This is a genomic window from Yersinia enterocolitica subsp. enterocolitica (assembly GCF_901472495.1).
Taxonomy (GTDB): Bacteria; Pseudomonadota; Gammaproteobacteria; order Enterobacterales; family Enterobacteriaceae; genus Yersinia; species Yersinia enterocolitica.
Window position 1 is genome coordinate 1,325,073 of sequence record NZ_LR590469.1, and the last position, 24,493, is coordinate 1,349,565.

The window sequence follows — 24,493 nt, forward strand, 5'->3', positions numbered from 1 at the left end:
ACTCATGGGGCTAATATTGTATTCAGTGAAAACGCTATGAAACTCCTTTAATTACACCTGTAACTCGTTATTTTAACGTGGAAAAATGTTTGTCCTAAAGTGGCGTTGCCTAATTGCTCGACAGAATCTCATCGGGTTATAGTCACACCGCAGCGGTAAAATCCTTTACCGGATTTGGCAGTCCGGCATAGACCAAAGCGCATGATATAGATACGGTTATATGGTAATAAGCAAGAAATGGTGAGCTGGGTGGGGGCATCGTAAGGTGCATCAGTTTTTTGGTGACTGGTCTGTCAACCCCATCCAGTTCACCCCCTACAGAGATGAAAATCTCAAGATGGTGAGTATCAATACCGTCAACTGAGAAAGACTAATAGCAACTCGGCGTAGTACAAGGAAGCACTGATGACAATTGCAGAATCACTTGAACTAGAAGGCTATCTGAAAGGATACACTGAAAGCTATCAGGAAAGTCAGCGGGAGACGATACTGAAAATCGCCCGGTCTTTACTGGCCGAAGGTGTTGATCGCACTCTGGTAAAGGAAGTCACTGGCCTACGTGATGAAGACCTGACGCAATAACGCGTTAACCCCATTCTAACGGGCGATGTTGTGTTAGACGTTGCCTTATTTCTGCCAGTTTTTCGCACCCTATTTATTCCGCTCTGTGATTGTTTTTTCTCTCTTATTCATATCGATAACTCATTATTTTAAATAGAAAAAATGTTTGTCCTAAAGTGGTGCGGAGTGATTGCTCACACTGATACCCATGACTATTATCGCCCGATGAAAACGACCCCTACACCCCATGATGCACTTTTTAAAAATTTCGTCACCAAACCCGAAACGGCTTATGATCTGCTGGATATTCACTTGCCACCCGCCCTGCGGAAAATCTGTGACCTGAAAACACTGCGGCTGGAGTCTGGCAGTTTCATTGAGAACAACCTGCGCGCTTGCTACTCGGACGTGCTCTACTCGCTCAAAACGACTGCGGGGGACGGTTATGTTTACGCTCTCATTGAACATCAAAGTTCCCCTGATAAACATATGGCTTTTCGCTTGATGCGTTATGCTATTGCCGCCATGCAGAGCCATCTTGATGCCGGACACGACCAACTGCCGCTGGTCATTCCCATGTTGTTCTATCATGGGATGGTCACTCCGTACCCGTACCCCATGAGCTGGTTACAAGCATTCAGCGCACCCACGCTTGCGGGGGAACTGTATGGCGGCAACTTTCCGTTGATTGATGTGACCGTTATACCCGATGACGAGATCATGACACATAAGCGTGTCGCCTTGCTGGAGTTGTTGCAGAAACACATTCGTCAACGTGACCTGTCCGAATTATCAGATGAACTGGTCAGGTTGTTATCGAACGGTTACACTAGCAAAGATCAGCTAATCTCTGTGATACATTACATACTACAAAATGGTGATACGGCTGAGCCGGAAAGGTTTATCCGCGATCTGGCCCACCACCTGCCACAGCACGAGGAGGAACTTATGACGATTGCACAGAAATTGGAATATAAAGCCCATAAAGCAGGCCGAGTGGAAGGTATTCAAGAAGGTTTAACTGAAGGAATACAGATCGGCGAAGCTAACGGGCTAAAGAAAGGTAAGTTGGAAGTTGCCCGTACCATGTTAGCCAATGGTCTTGACCGTGCCACAGTAATGAAAATGACAGGTCTGAGCGAAGAAGAACTGGCTCAAATTTGCCATTAAGTTGCTAGCTAAATCCATATTTTTAACAGGCGATGTTGCCTTAAACGTCGACTGTTTGCGCTGTTGATTACTCCTTTCCCTTTTTCTTCCTTACTACTTGTTACCTCTTCTATCGTTTAAAGCATTACCGCGATAACCCCCTATTTTTACAGAAAAAATGTTTGTCCTAAAGTGATGCTGGCTGATTGCACGGCAGAACGTCGCTGGGCTATAGTCACGCCGCAGCGGCAAAATCCGCTGTCGGGATTAGCGTCCCGGAATTTACCAAAGCGCACGACCGTAGACACGGCTATTATGTGCGGGCACAGTGACACCTGTAAGATGTAAGAAACGGTGAGCTGGGTGGGGGCATCGCAAGATGCGCCGGGTTCTTTGGTAGCCGGTTACGCTAACCCCGCCCAGTTCACCACCCTCTGAGGTTAGCGTCTCTTGGTGGTGATTAGTCCACCTACCAAAGAGGTTGTCATCATGGATTCGACGACTCAATACCTATCATTATTTACCTGCAATATTATTGTTACTCCCACACCTCTTTCTTCATCTGCCCCTCTGCTGCTGGAGGTGCGCTATGTACGATGACACTCCCCGCGAAGTAGAAGAACTTATCGACCATTGTCGTGCGTTGATTTACGCCATCGTGACAATTGATCGTGCCGATGCTAAAGAGGTTCTTTCTCTTATTTTGTGGCAGCAAATTGATGCGTTACGCTGCACCTATTTGCAAGATAGCGATAAGCCACTCGAAACGGCTTAATTTGTTTTAATCCCCCATTAATCATCGGATAGGTCACCATAGGAATGGATTGACGGTGAACCTATCCGCAATAGCCTTGAAGCTGTAGGAGTTGAGCTGTCAATGCATTGATATGTAAGGGTTATTCCGAGAAACAACCGGTCGAAAATACCCTAATCACTTACAGTTAGCGTTGTACCAGTTCTGGCACAACGCTATCCCGCTGCTTAAACACTTAATCCCTGCCACCCTACTCTCTCCCAAGCAACGGAGAGTGACCTCATGGGCGATTACCATCACGGCGTCCGCATTGTTGAAATCAACGACGGCACCCGCGTTATTTCCACGGTTTCTACCGCCGTTGTCGGTATGGTCTGCACTGGTGATGATGCCGATGCAGCTACATTCCCGCTGAATACGCCGGTATTGATTACTGATCTGGTCGCCGCAGCCGCTAAGGCGGGCACAAAAGGCACTCTGGCGGCATCACTGCTGGCAATCGCTGAACAGGCGCGACCGGTCACCATTGTGGTGCGTATCGCTAGCGGCAGCAACGAGGCTGGAACCTCGACCAACATTATCGGTGGGGTTGACCAAAACGGCCGCTATACCGGTATGAAAGCGCTGTTAGATGCACAGTCTGTTACCGGTGTGCGCCCGCGTATTCTTGGTGTGCCAGGACTGGACAGTCTGCATGTTTCGACCGCTCTGGCAGGTATCTGTCAGCAGTTGCGTGCTTTTGGTTATATCAGCGCCTATGGCTGCAAAACCAGCAAGGAAGCGTTGAAATACCGCGAAAATTTCAGTCAGCGCGAGCTGATGCTGATCTGGCCGGATTTTCTGAGCTGGAACACCTCCACCAACCGCAGCAGCGTAGCTTATGCCACCGCTCGCGCCCTCGGCTTGCGTGCCAAAATCGACCAACAACAGGGTTGGCATAAAACCCTGTCTAACGTCGGGGTGAATGGCGTGACCGGTATCTCGGCCAGCGTCTATTGGGATCTACAGACCGTCGGTACGGACGCCGACCTGCTAAACAAAGCCTGCGTGACAACGCTAATCCGTAAAGACGGCTTCAAGTTTTGGGGTTCGCGCACCTGCTCCGATGATCCGCTGTTTGCCTTTGAGAACTACACCCGTACCGCACAAATTCTGGCGGACACTATGGCCGAGGCTCAGCTCTGGGCGATTGACCGCCCTATCCACCCCACGTTAGTCCGAGACATGATCGGTAGCATCAATGCCAAATTTCGCGAGATGAAATCTGCCGGGCTGATTATCGATGGCAGTTGCTGGTATGACGACAACGCCAACGATAAAGATACCCTGAAAGCCGGCAAACTGTTTATTGATTACGACTACACACCGGTACCGCCACTGGAAGACCTCACCCTACGCCAACGCATCACCGATAAGTATCTGGTGAACTTTACTACCGCCATCAACCGCTAAGGAACCCTGACCTATGGCTCTGCCACGCAAACTGAAATTGATGAATCTGTTTAACGATGGCCGCGATTACATGGGGATAGTCTCTTCCGTCACTCTGCCAAAACTCACGCGCAAGCTGGAGAACTATCGTGGCGGCGGGATGAATGGCGTCGCACCGATTGATTTGGGTCTGGACGATGACGCATTGGTGATGGAGTGGTCAATGGGCGGCCTCGATGAATTGGTATTGCAGCAATGGGGCGCGGCCAAAGTTGACGCGGTTCCACTGCGTTTTGCCGGAGCCTATCAGCGTGATGGTTCCGCTGAAGTGATGGCGGTAGAAGTTGAAATACGAGGCCGTCATAAAGAAATTGATAGCGGTGAGGCCAAACAAGGAGAAGACACCGAAAGTAAAATATTCACCCAGTGCACCTATTACAAACTGACCATTGACGGCAAGGCAGTGATCGAAATTGACGTGGTTAACCTGATTGAACGGGTTAACGGTGTCGACCTGCTGAAAGCCCAACGCAAGGCCATTGGCCGCTAATTTAATAGGAACAGACATGAAAAATGCTACCGCTAACAAGAATACCGTCATGCTGGATACCCCGCTCAACCGCGGCGATACCCTGATCACTGAAATCGAAATTATCCGCCCCAACGCCGGAACTCTACGCGGGGTACGGCTAGCCGATGTGGCTAATTCCGATGTCGATGCGCTGATGATAGTGTTGCCCCGCATCACTTATCCCTCACTCACCTCCGCTGAATGCGCCCGCTTAGAGCTACCGGATTTAGTGGCGCTAGCCGGTAAGGTGATCAGTTTTCTGTCGCCGAAACAGGAAGCGTAAAGCTCGAACCTACTCTGGAAGTTGACGACCTGATGGCGGACATTGCCGCTATTTTTCACTGGCCACCCTCGGAGTGTTGGGCCATGAGCCTCAGCGAACTGGTGCGCTGGCGTCATAAAGCCTTGCTACGCAGTGGAGCCGTAAACCATGAGTAAAAACTTGCAGCTAAAAGTATTACTCAAGGTGGTAGACCAAGCCAGCCGACCGTTTAAAGCCATTCAATCCGCCAGTCAGTCCCTCACTGGCGATATCCGCAACACCCAAAGCAGCATCAAAGCGCTTGATGCGCAGGCAGCGAAAATTGAGGGTTTCCGTAAGGCCAACGCCCAACTGGCGGTCACCGGACAGGCATTAAAAAAGCCAAAGCCGATGCCGCGGCATTAGCCATTGCATTGAAAAACACCGAGAAACCCACCGCGCAACAAGTCCGGCTGATGGAGGGTGCCAGACGCGCAGCCACTAACCTGCAAACTCAATACCACGGTTTGCGCCTGTCAGTGCAGCGCCAACGCGATGCCCTTGCGACGAGCGGCATCGCCAGCAAAAATCTGAGCACTGAGCAGCGCCGGTTACGCAACAGTGCCGCCGAAGCTACAGCCGTCCTGACCCGCCAACGGCAAGTGTTGCAACGCCTGAGCCAGAAACAGGAGCAGCTCAACCGTGTCACTCAGCGCTACCAGCAAGGCAAAGCGGCGACTGAAACGGTACGCAATACCAGTGCCGCCAGTTTTGGTATGGCAAGCACCGGTCTGTATGGCACGGCAAAACTGATTGCGCCAGGGATCCAGTTCGACAGCCAGATGTCTGGCACTCAGGCAATTTTAGGGCTGGAGAAACACGACGCCAAACTGGCCGCCATTCGTCAACAGGCGCGTGATATCGGCGGTTCAACCGCCTTTTCCCCCACCGACGTAGCACGAACCCAAGACACACTGGCGCGTTCCGGCTATGACGCTGACGCCATTCTGGCCGCCACCGAGCCAACAGTAAATCTATCACTGGCCTCTGGCGTCGATATTGCCCAGGCGGCAGGCATTGTCACCAATATGCAATCGGCGTTTAACCTGCCACTTAACCAGATCAGACGTGTATCTGATGTGATGGCGAAAGGCTTTACCAACTCTAATACCAATCTAACCGAGCTGGGCGAGGCGATGAAATATGTCGCCCCGATAGCCGAGGCCGCAGGAGCCAGTATCGAAGACACTACCGCATTGCTCGGTGTGCCGGCCGATAACGGTATCAAGGGCAGTATGGCCGGTACCGGTACCAGTGCGGTGTTTAGCCGATTACAAGCACCGGTCGGACAAGCACCCGCCGCGCTAGCAGAACTTGAAGTAAACACCCGCGACGGCAAAGGTAACATGCTGCCGGTAGAGAAAATCCTCAAAAATATTGACCGTTCGTTTAAAAAGAACCAGTTAGGCACCGCGCAGCAAGCCGAATACCTAAAAGTGATTTTCGGCGAGGAAGCGATGAAAGGCGCAGTGAAACTGGTAGCAGCGGCCGGTGATGGCAAACTGGCTGAGAAGAAAAGCAAATTAATGCAGGCCGATGGCACCGCGCAAGCTATCGCTACGGTCAGAATGGACAACCTCGACGGCGACCTGAAAAAATTCAGCTCATCATGGGCCGATTGGCGTATTGAGATATTTGAGGAGCAAAACGCTGCCCTGCGCCAACTGATCATGACTGCAACCGACTGGCTGGTGAATGTCGCTGCATGGGCTAAGAAAAATTCAGAGCTGGTCGCCACCCTGACCAAAGTGACTGGTGCGGCGTTGTCACTGGTTGCCGGGTTTGGTGCGTTGGGGCTGATTGCATGGCCGGTGATGGCGGGGTTTAACCTGCTGTTGGCCGGGGCTGGCCTGTTGAGCACCGGTTTTTCACTGATGGCTGGAACCATTGCCGCCGCGCTCACGGCGCTGACATGGCCGATAGTGGCAGTAGTTGCGGCCATTGTGGCCGGCGGCCTGCTTATCCGTAAATACTGGGAGCCTATCAGCGCCTTTATTGCTGGCGTGGCCGAGGGTTTTACCACTGCCATGGGGCCAATCAGTGCCGCGTTTGAGCCGCTCAAACCGGTGTTTAACTGGTTTAGTGACAAGGTAAAACTGCTTTCGAACGGGTTCGCTGACCTGATTAAACCCGTTAAAGCTACACAGCAAACCTTAGATGTGGCGACCAACGCAGGCAAGTTATTTGGCAAGGGGCTGGCGGCGGCGCTCAGTCTGCCGATGGATGCGCTGAACACCCTGCGCAGTGGCATTGACTGGGTACTGGAAAAACTCGGCATTATTGATACCCAATCAAATGGACTGGCCGATAACGCCCTGAAAGATAACCCTTATGCGGGCGGATACTCACCCAGTGGCGGCATGCTGTATGGCGGTTATCAGCCGGTCACCGCCCATACCGGCACCACTATCGTTGATAGCAGTGTCACCACCAACGATATCAAGGTGACTATCCCACCGGGCATGAGCCGACAAGATGCCGAGCGAATGATGCTTGATGCCCTTGCCAGGAACGAACGGAATAAACGCGCCCGCCAACGCGGCCAGATGGAGAATTAAGCATGATGCTATCACTGGGTTTATTTGTCTTTATGCGCCAGACCACGCCTTATCAGAATATGAACCGCAACATTGATTATCGCTGGCCGACCAACAACCGGATAGGCTTGCGTCCCGCAGCACAATTTCTCGGCGTAGACAGTGAAAAAATCACTCTGTCTGGCGTGTTACTGCCGGAACTTACCGGCGGAAAACTTTCGCTATTGGCGCTGGAATTAATGGCCGCACAAGGCAAAGCATGGCCGCTGATTGAGGGCAATGGCACCATTTATGGCATGTTTGTGATTGAGAGCCTGAGCCAGACCGGTACACTGTTTTTTGCCGATGGCAGCGCGCGGCGCATTGAATTCACACTCAAATTGTTGCGGGTCGATGAGTCATTAACCGCGATGTTTGGCGACTTACAACAGCAAGCAGATCAGTTAATGGGCAAAGTGAAGAGGTGTTTATCATGATGACCGACCTGCCGTTAACGGCTGGAACAGATCTGGCCCCGGACTTTATGCTGACCCTGAACCAGCAAGATATCACCCAGAATATCCGTGACCATTTGTTATCCCTGAGCCTGACTGATAACCGAGGCTTTGAAGCTGACCAACTTGATATCGAACTGGATGACGCTGACGGCCAGCTTGCCATGCCGGGACGAGGCGCAGTGTTGTCAGTATTCTTGGGCTGGAAAGGCTCGGCGCTGATAGGTAAAGGTGATTTTATCGTGGATGAGGTCGAGCACCATGGCGCGCCGGATACGCTGACCATTCGTGTGCGCAGTGCTGATTTTCGCGGTTCGCTCAATGCCCGGCAGGAAGTCTCATATCATGACACGACATTGGGTAAAGTGGTGGCACAGGTGGCGGAACGCAATAACTTGCAAGCCATGCTGGCCGAGGGGCTGGCAGATATCACCATTCCTCACATCGACCAAACTCAGGAAACTGATGCCAAGTTTATCACCCGTATTGCCTCCCTCAATGGCGCGGTAGCTGCCATAAAAGCGGGTCGACTGCTGTTTATCAAACCGGGTAGTGCTGTTACCGCCAGCGGTAAACCGATTCTCCTGATGACACTCACGCGACAAGATGGCGACCAACACAGCTTTAGTATTGCTGATCGGGGTGCATATACCGGCGTCAGCGCCAGTTGGCTGCACACCAAAAACCCGAAACCAAACAAGGTGAAATTGCAGCGTAAGCCTCAGTTTAAACACCTGCGCGCGTTGCAACATCCTAAAATAAAAGCGCCCCAGAAGACTAAATCAGTGGAAGAAAAACACGGGGATTATCTGGCGGGGTCTGGGGATAACGTCTTTGTTATCACCACCGTTTATGCCACACAAAAAGCCGCCATGCGTGCCGCACAAGCTAAATGGGAAAAGCTGCAACGTGGTGTGGCGGAGTTTTCCATCACTCTCGCTATGGGTCGCGCTGATTTATTCCCTGAAACCCCTATCATGGTCAGCGGTTTTAAATCGGTCATTGACCAACAAAAGTGGATTATCAGCAAGGTAGCGCACCACCTGAACAACAGCGGCTACACCACCCAGCTCGCGCTGGAGGTGCTGTTGTCGGACGCAGCCCATCAAGTGACAGTGTAACAAATAGTTGAATTTGCAAATCCAACATTTGCATTGTCGAATTTATTGGTAGAATGCAGCAAACTGAACATATCGGGATAAAGGAATTATCTATGATGCATTGTCCACTTTGCCGCAACGCCGCCCACACCCGATCCAGCCGCTACCTAAGTGAGAGAACCAAAGAGCGGTACCATCAGTGCCAGAATATCAACTGTAGCTGTACCTTTGCCACCCACGAAACCGTCGATCGCATCATTGTCGAACCCGGTAAAAAAATCCCTGCGCCACCCCATCCCGATAGAAGTAATCAGGGTTCATTGTGGGTGTGAAATATACCCCTGCCAGCGCTACCCTACTCTACGAAATTAATATTTAATCAATTGATAATAATAATAATGTTTACACCTTTATAACTCATACGTTGAAGACGATTTATATACCCCGTACAACAACGCCATAATCTTATATGGATATCAGATTAATGAGCGTGCGCAAACTCCCGACAGGGAAATGGTTATGCGAGTGTTACCCACGAGGACGCGAGGGTAAACGGGTGAGAAAACAGTTCACTACCAAAGGTGAAGCACTATCGTATGAAAGCTACACCATGGAACAGGCCAGACATAAACCGTGGTTGGGTGAGAAAGAAGATCGCCGCAAACTGCTGGAGCTGATTGATCTTTGGTACCAACTGCATGGCTGCTCTTTAAGTGATAAAAAGGGTCGGCTGGCTAAACTGGAGATTATCTGTAAGGGCTTGGGCAATCCCATTGCAGCCGATATCACGCCGAAAGATTGGGCGCACTATCGTGATCAGCGGCTAAGAGGTGAGATAGATAATGGCTACAGCACCAGCCTGCAAACGCGGATGGTTTCTACTGGCACGGTAAACAGTGAACAGGCTTATTTGCGCGCGGTGTTTAATGAGTTAACGCGGCTCGGCGAATGGAGCCTCCCTAACCCACTGACCAATATACGCGAGTTCGATCAACCCGAGCGGGAAATGGCGTGGCTGAATGACGATCAGATTGATAGCCTATTAGCCGCCTGTGATTTGCACGGCAATCCTGAATTAACTCTCATCGTGCGTTTGTGTTTATCCACCGGTGCCCGCTGGAATGAAATTGCCAAAATAAAAGCCTCGCAGATTTCCCCCAATAAAATCACCTTTATTAATACCAAAGGTAAAAAGAACCGCACTGTTCCCCTATCAGAAGATATGTATCAAGCGCTGGCAGCTCGCAAAGGCAAACCGTTCGAACCTTGTTATAAACAGTTCTATCGGGTTATTCGGTTAGCACAGATTGAGCTGCCAGTTGGACAAATGACCCACGTTCTCCGCCATACTTTTGCCAGTCACTTTATGATGGCCGGAGGCAATATCATCGTGCTGCAACGCATCCTCGGCCACTCAGATATTCGGGTCACCATGCGTTACTCTCACTTCGCGCCAGACCACCTGGAAGACGCCATTCACTTCAACCCATTAGCCCGATTTGAGAGTGGCTGCAAAGTGGCGATAGCGGATGAAATAGCAAGCAATGAAGAGTAACGGGATAGGAGGTAAGTGACTGATATTTATGTATATGGTTGATTTTAAAAGATGAATAAAAAAAGACCGAATACGATTCCTATATTCGGTCTAGGGAAATGGCTCTTGGGAGAGAGCCGTGCGCTAAAAGTTGGCATTAACGTAGGCTTGTTCAGCCATACTCTTTAAGAGTAGTCGAGGTCATGTGTTTCGCCAACTTAGTAACAGAAGTAATTAATAACGGTTGCAAACTAATTTAAATGATACAAATTAGCCCACCAGTTAAGAAAGGTAATTATCTGTTAAATAGAAAATAAAGGCCGTAGCGACGCTCAGGTTGTCGTGCTTACTTTTCGCATAAAGTCATCGCACGCTGCTGGAAAGGTAGCAAACTCATCTTTTGGCCAGGATTCTCGCTATCATCTAATAATAAAATATCTAGCGGTTTCGCGAGGACATGACCTGCTTTCATTTGTTCTGATGCAACATCATTAAGTGGATATTGCGCTAATGTACTGGGATTTATCACAAACAAAGCACCGCCTGAACGGCATTCCAACATCACCTCTTCTCGGGTAAATGCCCATTGTTTGCCAAATTCAAACTTACTGACAGTCACTATTTTCCCAGCGGCAAAAGCATTCACGGATAGCATCAGTAACGATAACGTCAGCACCAAACCTTTCATTTCAATCATCCTCAATTAACTGATTGTTTTGATTTTCTCGCATAAAGAGGAGGCGATGCAAGCTTAACGGCAATAACTATCATGTATAGTTTTTCACTATACCGGTGCCATTGTGGCAAAAATACTCACTAAAAGTAATACCGCAGCGCCAAGGACGATTTCAGCACAGCTGTTTACCACTAACCAATAGTGGGCTTTTACTGGCAATTTACGCAGCATGGGAACAATCAGATAGCGGTTAATGATCGCTACAACAACCATAAACAGTACCAATATTGCCTTACTGAGTAATAGCATCTGATAGACGGATGTCAGCGCTAAAGAGGTCTCACGCAATATAATAATGCTGTTAATCATACCAGTGACCAATACCAACGCGACTGCCAAATGTCCCCAACTTGAAAACCGAATCAACGTCGTGATGGCTTCACGTTTCACATCATCCCGACGTGTATATGCAAGGCAAACAAGCAACACGGGCAAGCATCCCAACCAATAGCCCGCACTGAGCAGATGTATGATTTGGTTAGTCTGATGAACCCATCCCAGTACGCCATCGTGCATTGCAGCGTGCCCGGTAAATGCCAAACTAGCCAGTAGCAAGGTTGAGCAAGCCACCATCAACTGATAGTAAAAACGGGTTGTGCCGAGTAATACTACCCACATACTCAATATGGATAAGCCGAGATGCCATTGCCATATCTCGCCAAAACGAGTCCCCAACACCGCCCACCATACACTCAGTCTGTAGGTATCAGACCAGCCATCGCCCATCATGCCAGCTTGAATGGCTAAAAGCCCGATCGCTGAGGCTAGCCCCAGAAAGGTGCTGAATATAAGGAGTGGCGATAAGCGGTTTTTGAGTATCGAAGAAAAACGGTCTGGGGCGAGTACGGCGGTGAAAATACTGATACCAAACATCAGCATCACCGCCAAAAAATGCAGAAAGCGACACAGAACGAATAGAGTCGCCAGTGACATATTATTTCACTGTGAAGCTGTATGTGCCTTTGGTTTTATGACCATCAACAGACACAACATGCCATGAAACATTATATTTACCTGCTTTCAATGCACTATCGATCGGCAAAATTAATTGCGTATTGTTGGCTGGATCCAATTTCAGTTCGCCAGTTTTCACCACATCGTTATCTGGGCCTGTCACTTTCACGCCACTGAAATTCAACTCAATGCCTTCAGAGAAGCCCAGTGTCACGGCTTCTGGCGCTGAACCGATAGTGGCATCAGCAGCAGGAGATTCAATTTTCAGATGTGCGTGGGCCAGAGCTTGCTGACTAGATAACCCAACAAATAACACAATCAGTGCCGAAAGCATGCGGCAAGAAGAACGTACTTTGTGAATAAACATAATATCCCTTAATCGATGGGGAGAATAATCAATCTGCTACCAACCATATCCTATATTGGCAGCGCGAACCCCTATCACTTCCAGTCAATTGCACTACCTGTGAGGTAGGGCACAAAATAAAACGCCAAATTATGAGCGGTGGTTGAAATATAACCAATAATTGAGCGGCAATTAATCTCACCCTACCCGTCACCTTTTATCATAAATGATAACGATTTGAATATAGCAAGACAAGAAACCATAGCTAAACAATATGTTATTAGCACAAAACAATAAAATTAAGAGGAAACAGCAGCGGTGAGTATGGTGTATATACAATAAAAAACCGCAGTTTCCGGTTCCACTTCCACTTCCACTAAGCAGTGGATAGAAACTGCGGCAAGTTCAAATCAAGCCCAAATATTAAGCCTGAACGTGGTTCTGTGCTGCCATTGTTTTTAAATCTTTATCGACGAAGAACAATGAATTGCCGCTATTACCCACCAATGCCAGTTTATCCAGGATAGATTTGAACAGCTTTTCTTCTTCATGCTGTTCAGCCACATACCATTGCAGGAAATTGAATGTGGAGTAATCGTGTGTGGTCATTGCAACATGGGCGAGTTCATTAATTTGAGTCGTAATGAGTTGCTCGTGTTCGTAGGTCAGTTTGAATACATCAGCCAGTGATGCAAAATCAACCGGCGGTGCACTGATAGTGCCTAATATCGGCATGGAGCCTGTCCCACTCAGGTATTCAAACAAACGCTGCATATGCTGCATCTCTTCTTGAGAATGCTCCTTTAAAAATGCAGCAGCCCCTTCAAAGCCTTTATCACTACACCAGGCACTCATCTGCAAATAAAGATTGGCCGAGTAAAACTCCAGATTCAGCTGCTCATTAAGCTTCTGTGCCATTTCTGTTTTCAACATAATAATTCCCTAATTTTTATAATGCAGGTAAGCAACGGTTAACCTGGGGTATTATGCCAAGATAAAAACAAAATAAGAACACCCTATTCACATTAATATCTATAAATAACCTAACATAATGATTTATATCTTTTTTATAGAATATATAATCATGGAGTTAATTCTTATAAGAATCATTCACATTACCGTGTAAATACTAAAAGGAATGATTCCTATTTGCGCTGAAATTAAATTAATAATATTACGAATGTTGCAGGTTAATATTATTTAACGACAAAGGGTTTTAAACTAGCGCTATTAAACCACATTACCCACTTGCCAATATCTATCCGCTGCATTACCTTTTGCGCCATAACTGCCCACGCAGCACGAAGGAGAAAACAATGGGATATAATCTGGCTGAGCTTTCGGATGAAGAAACAGCAAAAATGAATGTTGATCTGGCCGCCTCTGGTGTCGCATTTAAAGAGCGCTACAATATGCCAGTCATACCTGAAATGGTTGCACGAGAACAACCTGATGAGCTACGAGAGTACTTTTTGCAACGGCTGGCACACTACCGTAGTGAATCCAATAAATTCTCTCGCTTGCCGTATGAACCCAAAATGAAATCATGAGCAAAAAGGCTCCCGCACAGGGTCTGCGGGAGTTTGTCGGCGACAATGGCTAGAGTTTTCGGGCAAACTTGTCGGTTGCAAGAATCAGTTGATGCAAGATACCCGGTTCGTCAAAGGAATGCCCTGCGCCTTCGACAATATGCAATTCAGCTTCCGGCCATGCTTTGGCTAAATCCCATGCATTCTGTGGCCGACAAGCCATATCATATCGCCCATGAATAATTACCGCTGGGATATGGCGAATGCGTTCGATATTATCCAGCAGTTGGTTGTCATTATCCAAAAAACCGAAGTGAGTAAAATAGTGATTTTCAATGCGAGCAAAAGCAAGAGCGAAGTCATCTTCACCAAAGGAAGCTGCGTTTTTAGCGGGCAAGAGAGTCACCGTTTCCCCCTCCCACAGACTCCAAATTTTAGCCGCCTCTAATTGTACAGCCTTATCGGATGAGGTTAGCCGCTTGCGATAAGCTGCGATGACATTACCCTGCTCTTCTGGCGATAAGATAGATAACACTCGCTGCCATTTATCAGGGAAAAAACGGGAAGCGCCATCCTGATAATACCAATCCAACTCTTTTTTTCGCAGCGTAAATATCCCGCGTAACACCATCTCACTGACCCGTTCCGGGTGGGTTTCGCCGTAGGCCAGTGCAAGAGTTGAACCCCACGACCCGCCAAATATCAGCCATTTATCAACCCCAGCCATCTGACGTAGTCGTTCAATATCCTCGACTAAATGCCAGGTTGTGTTGTTATCCAGGCTGGCATGGGGTTTGGATCGCCCACAGCCACGTTGGTCAAACAGTAATACTTTGTATTCCGCTGGGTTGAAAAGTTGGCGATGATAAGGTGCTATCCCACCACCTGGGCCACCATGAATAAATACAGCGGGTTTACCCTTAGGGTTACCACAGAGTTCCCAGTAAATCTGGTGGCCATCTCCCGTGTCTAGTAAACCACTATCGTAAGGTTCATACGCTGGATAAAGTCCACGTAATTGTTCCATTATTTTTCCATGTTTGTTAAGACACTAAAGTTATCAAAGCCTATACGGCCCTAAGGGTCAACGATAAAACATGACATTTACGCCAATCAGTCCATTAATTCCATCAACAGGTGATAAATGCACCATAAGTTAATTGATTTTGGGGCGCTGCGTCACAGTCATTAAGCAGTAATAAGGGCTGTGAGTATTTAATAATTTGCTAATTAAACAATAGGATAATTAGATATACACTTTCTTCCCTTGCAACTCACCCTGATTAGGTGGTTAATAGGAGGGCGTACCAACCTAACCAAAGGTAAAGAGAGGCAAGCCATGAGTAAGGGAATGGACAGCAAAAAGAACGCGAAGAAAAAGCCACTAAAAACGCCAGCTGAGAAAAAAGCTGAGAAACGCGCTAAAAAGTCATCTTCTACTAGCGCAGAATAACGGACTTTTCGTCTCGTCAGTCAACCCGCCACGCCAGGCGGGCTAATGAGATGGTCACCCCCACCCTGTGAGCGGTAAGCTGACAGGGTTTTCTTTTTGGAGGGATCATCATGCAAAACGTTACGCTCATCGGCATCGACCTTGGTAAGAATTCATTCCATATTCATTGCCAGGAAAAACACGGCAACACATTATTACGCAAGAGGTTTTCCCGCATTCAACTCACCCAGTTTCTCGCCACCTGCCCGCCTTGCATTGTCGCGATGGAGTCCTGTGCCGGGGCGCATTTTATGGCCCGTCATATCAGCCAGTTAGGGCATCAGGTCAAACTCATTTCTCCGCAGTTTGTCCAACCCTTTGTTAAAAGTAATAAAAATGACTTCATCGACGCTGAGGCCATATGCGAAGCCGCTTCCCGTCCCTCCATGCGCTTTGTGACACCCAGAACCGAAGACCAGCAGGCCATGTCGGCTCTGCATCGTGTCCGCGATGCACTGGTGAGGGAGCGGGTCAAAGCCACCAACCAAATGCATGCTTTTTTACTTGAGTTTGGCATAAGCATGCCACGCGGTATTGCGGTGATAAAACGACTGGCGACTGTGCCTGAGGAGCACGAGCTACCGCCTTATTTGGTGCGACTGCTCACCCGACTTCATCAGCATTATGGCTATCTCTGTGAACAGATCGAAGAAATCGAAAGAGAGTTAAAAAACCATCTGGCCGATGATGAAACAGCACAACGCCTGCTCACCATTCCCGGTATCGGGACAATCACTGCCAGTTTGCTCGCCACCAAACTGGGAGATGGGAAAAACTACCTCAGCAGCCGGGATTTTGCTACGTCAACGGGATTAGTACCCCGCCAATACAGTACCGGCGGGAAAAGTACCCTGATGGGCATCAGCAAGCGGGGGGATAAAAATCTGAGACGGCTACTGGTGCAGTGCGCGCGGGTCTATATGCAACGGCTGGAGTATCAGTCAGGACGACTGGCGGAGTGGGTTAATGGGCAACTGACACGACATCACTCGAATGTGGTGGCCTGCGCATTAGCGAACAAACTGGCGCGAATAGCCTGGGTAGTCACCACACAAGGAACCGTCTTCAGTAAATAAAAGAGCCAACAGTAAATCTACTGTCAGCTCAATGAGTTACCAAGTGACTTTCTGGTTTTGCGACGACTGATTATTGATGACATGAACGGCACAGCGGCCTGATGATGAACCTGACACAAAAAATGGCTCTTTGAAGCCGACGGGTTTTTTAAGGTTCATCAGGTGCGGAACTCATCATGGCGCGGACATTTTTGTCCACCAGACGCCGAATAGATTTAAGCAAGCCCATCATAAATCAAAATCGGTGTTGCAAAAACGGGGGTGACCATAGATTTTTGTTGCTAAGATTTAAGGCATTGCAAGGGGAAAAAGAATGTATTTTCGGGTCATCGATACAGAGACTTGTGGCTTAGAGGGCGGTATTGTCGAAATTGCGTCCATCGATGTGATGGATGGGGCATTGAGCAACCCAATGAGTGACTTGGTTAGCCCAGACCGGCCAATCAGTCTCGATGCCATGGTTATTCACCATATCACGGAAGAAATGGTGGAAGGTAAGCCACGGATTGCTGTTGCGGTTAGAAAGTATCAAGGTAGCCCTTATTATGTCGCCCATAACGCCCCCTTTGACCGTGGTGTATTACCGGAGATGGGCGGTCAATGGATTTGCACGCTAAAACTGGCCCGTATGCTCTATCCTGATATTAAGCACAGTAATCAATATCTGCGTTACGCCTTACGCCTGAATGTTTCAGTGCCGGATAATCTTTATCCGCATCGAGCTTTGTATGATTGCTATGTCACCGCAGCACTGTTGCAACGTATTATGCGAGACTCTGGGTGGAGCGCGGAGCAAATGGCGGAAATCACGCAGCAACCGCAGTTGCTATCAACATTTAAGTTTGGCAAATATCGGGGGAAAAGTATTGAACAGATAGCCCGACAAGATCCGGACTATCTGCGTTGGATGCTGGCCTCAATTACCGACCTTACACCGGATATGCGCCATACCCTAACATATTATCTGGCCGAGTAAGCTTGTGTTAATCAAGCCAGAGAGAGAATGAAGGCATATTCCAAAGCAATATCTTCATAAGCTTTGAAACGACCAGATTTACCTCCATGACCCGAATCCATATCGGTATAGAGCAATAACTGGTGGTCATCGGTTTTCATTTCCCGCAATTTCGCGACCCACTTTGCCGGTTCCCAATATTGGACCTGTGAGTCGTGCAACCCGGTAGTCACCAGCATGTGCGGGTAATCCTGGGCTTTAACCTGATCGTATGGGCTGTATTGCTTGATGTAATCGTAATAAATCTTATCGTTTGGATTGCCCCACTCATCATACTCGCCGGTCGTCAGGGGAATAGATTCATCCAGCATGGTGGTGACGACATCAACAAATGGTACTTGCGCCACAACACCTTTGTATAATTCAGGCGCCTGATTAATCACCGCCCCCACTAGCAAGCCACCCGCACTGCCGCCCATAGCGAAAACACGGCTCGCATCGCCATACCCCTTGGCAACTAATGTTTTGGTTACATCAATAAAATCATTGAATGTGTTCAATTTATTGAGCAACTTGCCATCTTCATACCATTGCTGCCCTAACTCACCGCCACCGCGAATATGGGCCAAAGCGAAAACAAAACCACGGTCTAGCAGACTTAAACGACTGCCACTGAATGCAGGATCCATGCTGCTACCATAAGAGCCATAGCCATAGACCAACAGCGGATTACTCCCGCGGGCAAAGTGGTCGCGGTGATAAACCAATGAAACAGGCACTTTGGCACCATCCGATGCAGTGACCCAAATCCGCTCACTGCGGTACTTTTCTGGTGTGAAGTTTTTGACTTCCTGCTGCTTGAGCAACTGACGTGCACCGGTATCCATATTCAGCTCATACATGGAGCTTGGCGTGGTCATAGAAGAATAACCATAGCGCAACAGTTCAGTTTCCGGCTCTGGGTTATACGCCAGCCAGGTCACATAGGTAGGGTCATCAAAAGTAATTGATTTTTCTTCGCGAGTGGTCCAGTGAATTTGCCGCAAATGCGTCAACCCTTCACTGCGCTCTTCTACCACCAGCCAGTCGCGGAATAGGCTGAACCCCTCCAACATAACCTCTGTTCTTGGCGTAATTAATGATATCCACTGAGATTCATCAGCGAAATCAGCTGGTGCCTTCCCGGCTTCGGCAATTTTATACAGACCGAAGTTTTTGCCGTCTTTATTCGAACGAATGTAAAAATGCTGCTTATAGTGATCTAATCCGTATTCATGGTCTTTGCGGCGTGGTGCGAACATTTGCGGCAGCGGCTGCTGCTGATCGGCATCCAACAGTAAAATTTCAGAGGTTGTGGTGCTACTGAGATGGATGACAATAAAGCGCTCAGACGTGGTTTTTTCCAAACCGACATAGAATGTATCGTCAGTTTCCTGATAAATCAGCTGGTCTGATGCCGGATCTGTTCCCACCACATGGCGATAGACCTGATAAGGCAGTAGCGTTTTTTCATGTTTACGCACGTAATACAGTGTTTTCGAATCATTCGCCCACTCAAAGCTGCCCGAAGTATTGCTGATCACTTCCTCTTGCCAAGTGTCGCTTTGTAAATGCTTTACTCGGATATCATATTGGCGACGCGATAAAAAATCCTCAGCGACCGCCAGTAGTTGATTATCTGGACTGACATCCAGCCCCCCCAAAGTATAAAACTCACTGTCCGCAGCGCGCTGATTGCCATCCAATAATGTTTCCCAACTGCTATCAGCCCAAACCGGCTGGCGCACGTAAATGGCATATTCATTACCGGGCTCAAAACGCGTTTGATAGCGGTAGCCATTACGGGTATAGGGGACGGACTCTTCTTGTGGCGGAATACGGGAAACCATTTCCTGATACAACGTCTCACGCAGCGGTTGCTGCGGCTTTAATACTGTCTCGGTGAACTCATTTTCAGCTTGCAAATAGTGCAGAACATCAGCGTCAGTGCGCTCATCATCACGCAGCCAATAATAATCATCTGTACGGATATCACCGTGCATCGTCATCGGATAAGGGCGTTTATCTGCCTTTGGAGGTGTGGTCATTAGTTGAAGTATCCATCTGTGTTCGTTACCGCGAGAGTGACACGATTACTTGGCGATGCCAAGCAGCGACATAGCCTTATTATTGAGTTGAGGAGAGCTCATTCAATGGTAAACAAAATGATAGACAGGTGCAGGATCTGTTATTACCAGCACCTGTTGGGCGTGATTATTAATTCCAGAGTCGCGGGGTCACGTTGGCAGGGTATAGGTGATAGTGCCTGCCTTGCAGTCGAGTACTACTTGGTAGGTTTTATCCCCTTTCTTGCCCCGAGCGGTCAGTGGAACCTGCCAAATGTCATCTTTGCCAGTAATGTCTACCGTGCTAATCCAAACCACCGGGCTATCAGTTCCTAACCCTTTTTTATCCGCTTCCCAGCGCGTTATTCGGTTTTGTAGGAAATCCCGCTTAACTTGCGTGGCAACTTGTGATGGTGTTAACCCGGTACAAGCAGGGACTTTTGCTACCCGCGGTTCCTGAGCCTGTACATGACTGATGACACCAAGCAATCCGCTGGCCACTATCAAGGCGAGTCCTGTCTTTCTCATCATTCCTCCAGATATTATTATTTCTATCCTATGGCCGGAGCAATAACTGAAAGGGGGGTTACCGAGTGAATAGCGCTACAGAATCAAAGCATTAACACTATTTAATTAACACCGAGTAAATTCAATCACGTAAAACTGCTCCAGCCCCGGATAGATATCCTTAATCACTTTTTTCAGTTCATCCAACGACATATTTTCTTGCTCCGCATGGCGTTCTGTCAGGGCATCCAAAGTGATTGGCGTGACAGACTTGACCAAAATGTTGCAGAAAAACACGCCGTCTTCATTACGGCACACGCGCAGGATCTCCCCTGGGCGAAAATCGGATTCACTGCTATCCCGGATGGTGATTGTTTTACGGGAAGCCAGAATATCCGCCTCAAACCGGCGAAAGAAGGTAATTTCACGATTCATTTTAGCTCCTTTTTCACTTTCTGCCGTAATCAGGCAGATTAAGCCGCTTGATTTTCATCAGATTTGGATTTTTTCTCTGGAGCGATTTTTTCTACTTTCGCTTTTGGTTGCCCATCAGCGGAGGCCGCAGGATAGGCACCACGCAGAATTTGCCCGAATGCGTCTTTGTTCTCTGCAAGGAAGAAACTCAAAGCCTCGCGTTGTTCTTCTTCCAGTGTTAAAGGTGACTGTGACAACCACTCAGACAAATTGTCAGCCAAATCCAACATTTTATCGTAGGCATCGGCTTCTTTTTTGGTTGTGAAAGTCATTTTTTCCTCACCCTGTCTTACCACGACGAATTTTATTTCAACGGCCATTGATACGCGTCCTCTTCACTTACAGATTACTGTACATAAACACAGTGCAATATGATTTATTGGAGCGATGCAACCACCATCGCTCCCCACTGTGATTATTTTAATAAACGAGCTTTACAGTTTTTACCTTTGATTTTGCCTTGCTGTAACTGCTGTAGCGCGCGTTTGGCACTGGCCTTGCGGATAGCAACATAAGCATGGACGGGGAACATATCGATTTTACCCACGTCCGCAGCGGTCAGACCGGCTTCACCGGTTAACGCACCCAAAATGTCGCCAGGGCGAATTTTAGCTTTACGGCCACCATCAATGCATAACGTGACCATTTCAGGTTCCAGCAGGGTGTTGGCACTGCGGCTCACCTGCTCGGCTGGTGTCCATTTCAATTTCATTTGCAGATAATCTTCAATGGCATGAGCACGAGTCATTTCTTGTGGCGTGCACAGACTCACGGCAAGGCCACTCATCCCTGCCCGACCAGTGCGGCCGATGCGGTGCACATGCACTTCCGGATCAAACGCCAGTTCGAAATTGACCACCAGTTCCAAGTCTTTGATATCCAGACCTCGAGCGGCAACGTCCGTTGCAACCAGTACCCGACAACTGCGATTGGCAAAACGCACCAACACCTGGTCACGGTCACGTTGTTCTAAGTCGCCGTGTAATGCCAACACACTGATGCCACGGGACTCCAGGGCTTCGTAGACGCTCTGGCAATCTTTTTTGGTATTACAAAACACCACGCAAGAGGCGGGCTGGTAGTGACTAAGTACCGAGATCAACAATGGCAAACGTTTTTCACGAGTAGTTTCGAAAAACACCTGCTCGATAGCCGGCGCTTCATCGCCATCATCAACTTCAACATTCACCGGTTGGCGCTGAACCCGCGCACTGATTTGTTCAATACCGGCTGGGTAAGTGGCAGAAAATAGCAACGTCTGGCGTTGTGGCGGGGTATAGGCAATCACATCATCAATGGCATCGGTAAAACCCATATCCAACATGCGATCGGCTTCGTCCAGCACCAGAATTTTGAGGTCATCCAGTACCAGCGTTTTCTTGCGCAAATGCTCCTGAATACGCCCCGGCGTGCCGACGACGATATGCGGGGCATGCACCAGAGAATCCAACTGATGGCCCATCGGCTGGCCGCCACACAGGGTTAGGATTTTAATGTTCTGTGTAAAGCGTGCTAATCGGCGCAACTCTTTGCTGACCTGATCAGCTAATTCGCGGGTTGGACACAGCACCAAGGCCTGAGTCACAAACTCACCTACGGCAATTTTGTCCAGCAAACCAATGCCGAATGCCGCAGTTTTACCGCTGCCGGTTTTAGCTTTTGCCCGCACATCCTGCCCATTGAGGATTGCCGGTAATGCTGCGGCCTGTACCGGTGTCATCTCGGTATAGCCAAGTTCATTAAGATTGGACAACTGCTCAGCAGGCAGTGTCAGAGAAGAAAAGGAAGTTGTGCTCACGGCAGTAACTCTTATAACTGGATGGAATGGCAGCGATGGCCTGAAGGCGAGCGCAAGATTTTGCCGCGATAATACCAGAGATAGGGCCATTGCCGGAACTATACTGCATCGATACCGGTAAAATGACGTAATTCTCTGCTTCACAGTCGACACGCAATCGTTTTCGTTGCCGTTTTACCCTATACTTGTGCCCGTAAAATTCACCTTGCATAAAATTACTGTGTAACTTTCCCACTGATGTAGGTACCTAACTATGCTGACTATTGGAACCGCTCTGCGTCCGAACGCCACCCGTGTCATGTTGCTTGGCTCCGGTGAGCTGGGCAAAGAAGTGGCTATTGAATGCCAGAGACTGGGGCTGGAAGTGATTGCGGTTGATCGCTATGCAGATGCGCCCGCGATGCATGTTGCCCATCGTAGCCATGTGATTAACATGCTGGATGGCGCTGCGCTCAAGCGGTTGGTCGCGCAGGAAAAACCGCACTATATCGTGCCGGAAATTGAAGCTATCGCCACCGATATGCTGGTTGAGTTAGAAAACATGGGCCAGAAAGTGGTGCCCTGTGCCGAAGCGACTCGCTTGACTATGAACCGTGAAGGGATTCGCCGGCTGGCCGCAGAAACACTGCAATTGCCGACCTCCAGCTACCGTTTTGCTGATACCGAGAGTGCATTTCGTCAGGCGGTCAGCGAGATTGGTTACCCGTGCATTGTCAAACCGGTAATGAGCTCTTCAGGTAAGGGTCAGAGTTTGATTCGCAGTGAACCGCAACTTCAGGCCGCATGGGATTACGCACAACAAGGTGGCCGTGCGGGCAGCGGTAAAGTGATTGTCGAAGGGTTAGTACATTTTGATTTTGAAATCACTTTGCTGACCATCAGTGCTGTTGATGGCATCCACTTCTGTGCCCCTATTGGTCACCGCCAGGAAGATGGCGACTACCGTGAATCCTGGCAGCCGCAGGCGATGAGTGATGTTGCAGTGGCTCGGGCAAAAGAGATTGCCTCACAGGTTGTCAAAGCGCTAGGTGGCTATGGGTTATTTGGCGTGGAATTGTTTGTCTGTGGGGATGAGGTTATTTTCAGCGAAGTTTCGCCGCGCCCACATGATACCGGCATGGTGACCTTGATTTCGCAAAATATGTCTGAGTTTGCCTTGCATGTGCGGGCATTTCTGGGCTTGCCTATCGGCACTATTCGTCAGTATGGCGCGGCTGCATCGGCAGTTATTTTGCCTGAATTGACCAGCCACAATATTGCTTATCATGGGTTAGAAACGGCATTGGTGGGTGATACCCAGATTCGTTTATTTGGTAAGCCTGATATTGCCGGTAAACGGCGGTTGGGAGTGGCGCTGGCGGTAGCGGATGACACGGATACGGCGATTGAGGTAGCAAAGCGTGCCGCGAGTGCGGTCGTCGTGACAGGCAAATAATCAGTTACATATGGATAACCCGAGGTTAATGACAAAGTGCCCGCAGCGGTGAAAACAGGTGGATCATAAAGACGCTGTATTTTCTTTGTTAAAACAAGCATCCCTGATGGCTCGACCCGCGCCATCCGTGGCGCGGACGCTTTACTCTTCTACCTGTCCTCACCTTGCAAGATCGAGTCGTTGGAGTTTGTCAGCAGTCTGAACCCGCCATTTTTTGGCGGGTTCAGACTGCTGGAACAGCTAAGCGCTAGAAGCTTACCCCTCGTACGGGTCTTCTATTTCGTCCGCATCCTGTTCATTATCGCGACGATAATCAGACTCATCATGTTCATCAAAGTCAGTATCTTCAAAGATAGCCATGGCTTGTGGATCATTCTGGTGCCGCTCACGGATTTCTGCGGCCACCAAGGCAATCGCCTCACCACTGCTCATCCCTTCCGACATGAATTGATGAATACGTTCGACAGCTTCTTGCTGTTCCTCATGAGAAAGTGAAGGCATACCCGCTAACATTGATTCATCTCCTACATATAATTGATTTAGTATACCTGTTTATTGCTGCCTGAGGTGAATTGAGTGCTGCCGACCAGCAGCCACAAACATAGGGTAATTTATGCTAATCTTCCCCACCGCGGATGGCGAAAATACCATTTT

Annotated in this window: 26 protein-coding genes and 1 pseudogene; 16 read left to right on the forward strand and 11 right to left on the reverse strand. The window is 48.7% G+C overall.

The genetic code is table 11. From position 1 onward, the window contains the following. The first annotated feature begins 405 nt into the window (after positions 1 to 405). The 12 genes and pseudogenes from FGL26_RS21415 to FGL26_RS06395 all read left to right on the forward strand — a co-directional run bounded on the left by FGL26_RS21415 (position 406) and on the right by FGL26_RS06395 (position 10,453). Positions 406 to 582 carry an Rpn/YhgA-type helix-turn-helix domain-containing protein gene (locus tag FGL26_RS21415; protein WP_005170412.1) on the forward strand — a complete coding sequence of 59 codons (177 nt, stop codon included), beginning with the start codon at positions 406 to 408 and terminating at the stop codon, positions 580 to 582. Positions 583 to 786: 204 nt separating this feature from the next. After that, positions 787 to 1,731 carry an Rpn family recombination-promoting nuclease/putative transposase gene (locus FGL26_RS06340; RefSeq protein WP_072075874.1) on the forward strand — a complete coding sequence of 315 codons (945 nt, stop codon included), beginning with the start codon at positions 787 to 789 and terminating at the stop codon, positions 1,729 to 1,731. Between the two features lie 568 nt (positions 1,732 to 2,299). Further along, positions 2,300 to 2,485, forward strand: a complete 186-nt coding sequence (locus tag FGL26_RS06350) for a hypothetical protein (protein ID WP_005170420.1) — start codon at positions 2,300 to 2,302, stop codon at positions 2,483 to 2,485. 261 nt (positions 2,486 to 2,746) lie between these two features. Continuing rightward, the gene (locus FGL26_RS06355) at positions 2,747 to 3,916 is read left to right on the forward strand and encodes a phage tail sheath protein (protein WP_005170423.1); all 1,170 of its coding nucleotides are present in this window, start codon (positions 2,747 to 2,749) and stop codon (positions 3,914 to 3,916) included. A 13-nt stretch (positions 3,917 to 3,929) separates the two neighbouring features. Further along, the gene (locus FGL26_RS06360; protein WP_005170424.1) at positions 3,930 to 4,445 is read left to right on the forward strand and encodes a phage major tail tube protein; all 516 of its coding nucleotides are present in this window, start codon (positions 3,930 to 3,932) and stop codon (positions 4,443 to 4,445) included. Between the two features lie 16 nt (positions 4,446 to 4,461). Further along, complete coding sequence (locus FGL26_RS06365; RefSeq protein WP_005170427.1) at positions 4,462 to 4,749, forward strand: phage tail assembly protein; 288 nt, start codon at positions 4,462 to 4,464, stop codon at positions 4,747 to 4,749. Positions 4,750 to 4,781: 32 nt separating this feature from the next. Further along, positions 4,782 to 4,904, forward strand: a complete 123-nt coding sequence (locus FGL26_RS21775; protein ID WP_005170430.1) for a GpE family phage tail protein — start codon at positions 4,782 to 4,784, stop codon at positions 4,902 to 4,904. Continuing rightward, positions 4,897 to 7,325, forward strand: a pseudogene (locus tag FGL26_RS06375) (phage tail tape measure protein). The gene FGL26_RS21775 and the pseudogene FGL26_RS06375 overlap by 8 nt, the downstream one beginning before the upstream one ends. A gap of 2 nt (positions 7,326 to 7,327) precedes the next feature. Further along, entirely contained in the window at positions 7,328 to 7,780 is a 453-nt protein-coding gene (locus tag FGL26_RS06380) for a phage tail protein (RefSeq protein WP_005170432.1), read from the forward strand. After that, positions 7,777 to 8,919 (forward strand): phage late control D family protein, encoded by a 1,143-nt coding sequence (locus tag FGL26_RS06385; protein ID WP_005170434.1) that lies wholly within the window; start codon positions 7,777 to 7,779, stop codon positions 8,917 to 8,919. Before FGL26_RS06380 ends, FGL26_RS06385 begins: the two co-directional genes overlap by 4 nt. 92 nt (positions 8,920 to 9,011) lie before the next feature. Further along, on the forward strand, positions 9,012 to 9,230 hold the full coding sequence (locus FGL26_RS06390) for a DNA-binding transcriptional regulator (RefSeq protein ID WP_005170435.1): 219 nt from the start codon (positions 9,012 to 9,014) through the stop codon (positions 9,228 to 9,230). Between the two features lie 152 nt (positions 9,231 to 9,382). Further along, complete coding sequence (locus tag FGL26_RS06395; RefSeq protein WP_032912738.1) at positions 9,383 to 10,453, forward strand: phage integrase; 1,071 nt, start codon at positions 9,383 to 9,385, stop codon at positions 10,451 to 10,453. A gap of 325 nt (positions 10,454 to 10,778) precedes the next feature. Here the strand turns inward: FGL26_RS06395 and FGL26_RS06400 are convergent, their stop codons facing one another. The 4 genes from FGL26_RS06400 to ftnA all read right to left on the reverse strand — a co-directional run bounded on the left by FGL26_RS06400 (position 10,779) and on the right by ftnA (position 13,401). Further along, a complete protein-coding gene (locus tag FGL26_RS06400) occupies positions 10,779 to 11,120 on the reverse strand; it encodes a YebY family protein (protein WP_005170437.1) in 342 nt (113 codons plus the stop codon). Positions 11,121 to 11,216: 96 nt separating this feature from the next. Then, complete coding sequence (gene copD / locus FGL26_RS06405) at positions 11,217 to 12,101, reverse strand: copper homeostasis membrane protein CopD (protein ID WP_005170439.1); 885 nt, start codon at positions 12,099 to 12,101, stop codon at positions 11,217 to 11,219. A 1-nt stretch (position 12,102) separates the two neighbouring features. Next, positions 12,103 to 12,489 carry a CopC domain-containing protein YobA gene (gene yobA, locus FGL26_RS06410; protein WP_005170441.1) on the reverse strand — a complete coding sequence of 129 codons (387 nt, stop codon included), beginning with the start codon at positions 12,487 to 12,489 and terminating at the stop codon, positions 12,103 to 12,105. A gap of 402 nt (positions 12,490 to 12,891) precedes the next feature. Then, complete coding sequence (gene ftnA, locus FGL26_RS06415; RefSeq protein WP_005170444.1) at positions 12,892 to 13,401, reverse strand: non-heme ferritin; 510 nt, start codon at positions 13,399 to 13,401, stop codon at positions 12,892 to 12,894. A 383-nt stretch (positions 13,402 to 13,784) separates the two neighbouring features. On the opposite strand from ftnA, the gene FGL26_RS06420 reads away from it, so the two are divergent. Continuing rightward, positions 13,785 to 14,018 (forward strand): DNA polymerase III subunit theta, encoded by a 234-nt coding sequence (locus FGL26_RS06420; RefSeq protein WP_004389928.1) that lies wholly within the window; start codon positions 13,785 to 13,787, stop codon positions 14,016 to 14,018. A gap of 49 nt (positions 14,019 to 14,067) precedes the next feature. Here the strand turns inward: FGL26_RS06420 and pip are convergent, their stop codons facing one another. Then, complete coding sequence (gene pip, locus FGL26_RS06425; protein ID WP_005170448.1) at positions 14,068 to 15,024, reverse strand: prolyl aminopeptidase; 957 nt, start codon at positions 15,022 to 15,024, stop codon at positions 14,068 to 14,070. 536 nt (positions 15,025 to 15,560) lie between these two features. Between pip and FGL26_RS06430 the strand changes: the two genes are divergently transcribed. After that, the gene (locus tag FGL26_RS06430) at positions 15,561 to 16,565 is read left to right on the forward strand and encodes an IS110-like element IS1328 family transposase (protein WP_083171382.1); all 1,005 of its coding nucleotides are present in this window, start codon (positions 15,561 to 15,563) and stop codon (positions 16,563 to 16,565) included. A 313-nt stretch (positions 16,566 to 16,878) separates the two neighbouring features. Beyond that, positions 16,879 to 17,541, forward strand: a complete 663-nt coding sequence (gene exoX / locus FGL26_RS06435) for an exodeoxyribonuclease X (protein WP_005170462.1) — start codon at positions 16,879 to 16,881, stop codon at positions 17,539 to 17,541. An 11-nt stretch (positions 17,542 to 17,552) separates the two neighbouring features. Here the strand turns inward: exoX and FGL26_RS06440 are convergent, their stop codons facing one another. The 5 genes from FGL26_RS06440 to dbpA all read right to left on the reverse strand — a co-directional run bounded on the left by FGL26_RS06440 (position 17,553) and on the right by dbpA (position 22,404). Next, positions 17,553 to 19,607, reverse strand: coding sequence for a S9 family peptidase (locus FGL26_RS06440; RefSeq protein ID WP_005170468.1), 2,055 nt, complete (start codon positions 19,605 to 19,607; stop codon positions 17,553 to 17,555). 189 nt (positions 19,608 to 19,796) lie between these two features. Beyond that, complete coding sequence (yebF, locus tag FGL26_RS06445) at positions 19,797 to 20,153, reverse strand: protein YebF (protein WP_005170472.1); 357 nt, start codon at positions 20,151 to 20,153, stop codon at positions 19,797 to 19,799. A 105-nt stretch (positions 20,154 to 20,258) separates the two neighbouring features. Beyond that, positions 20,259 to 20,567, reverse strand: coding sequence for a N(4)-acetylcytidine aminohydrolase (gene yqfB / locus FGL26_RS06450; RefSeq protein ID WP_005170475.1), 309 nt, complete (start codon positions 20,565 to 20,567; stop codon positions 20,259 to 20,261). Positions 20,568 to 20,605: 38 nt separating this feature from the next. Then, entirely contained in the window at positions 20,606 to 20,926 is a 321-nt protein-coding gene (locus tag FGL26_RS06455; protein WP_005170477.1) for a YebG family protein, read from the reverse strand. A 95-nt stretch (positions 20,927 to 21,021) separates the two neighbouring features. Continuing rightward, the gene (gene dbpA, locus FGL26_RS06460) at positions 21,022 to 22,404 is read right to left on the reverse strand and encodes an ATP-dependent RNA helicase DbpA (protein WP_019079712.1); all 1,383 of its coding nucleotides are present in this window, start codon (positions 22,402 to 22,404) and stop codon (positions 21,022 to 21,024) included. A 253-nt stretch (positions 22,405 to 22,657) separates the two neighbouring features. Between dbpA and purT the strand changes: the two genes are divergently transcribed. Continuing rightward, positions 22,658 to 23,839 carry a formate-dependent phosphoribosylglycinamide formyltransferase gene (purT, locus tag FGL26_RS06465; protein ID WP_005170481.1) on the forward strand — a complete coding sequence of 394 codons (1,182 nt, stop codon included), beginning with the start codon at positions 22,658 to 22,660 and terminating at the stop codon, positions 23,837 to 23,839. A gap of 255 nt (positions 23,840 to 24,094) precedes the next feature. Here the strand turns inward: purT and FGL26_RS06470 are convergent, their stop codons facing one another. After that, positions 24,095 to 24,352: a YoaH family protein gene (locus FGL26_RS06470; RefSeq protein WP_005163637.1), complete on the reverse strand. Its 258-nt coding sequence runs from the start codon at positions 24,350 to 24,352 to the stop codon at positions 24,095 to 24,097. Positions 24,353 to 24,493: the final 141 nt, after the last annotated feature.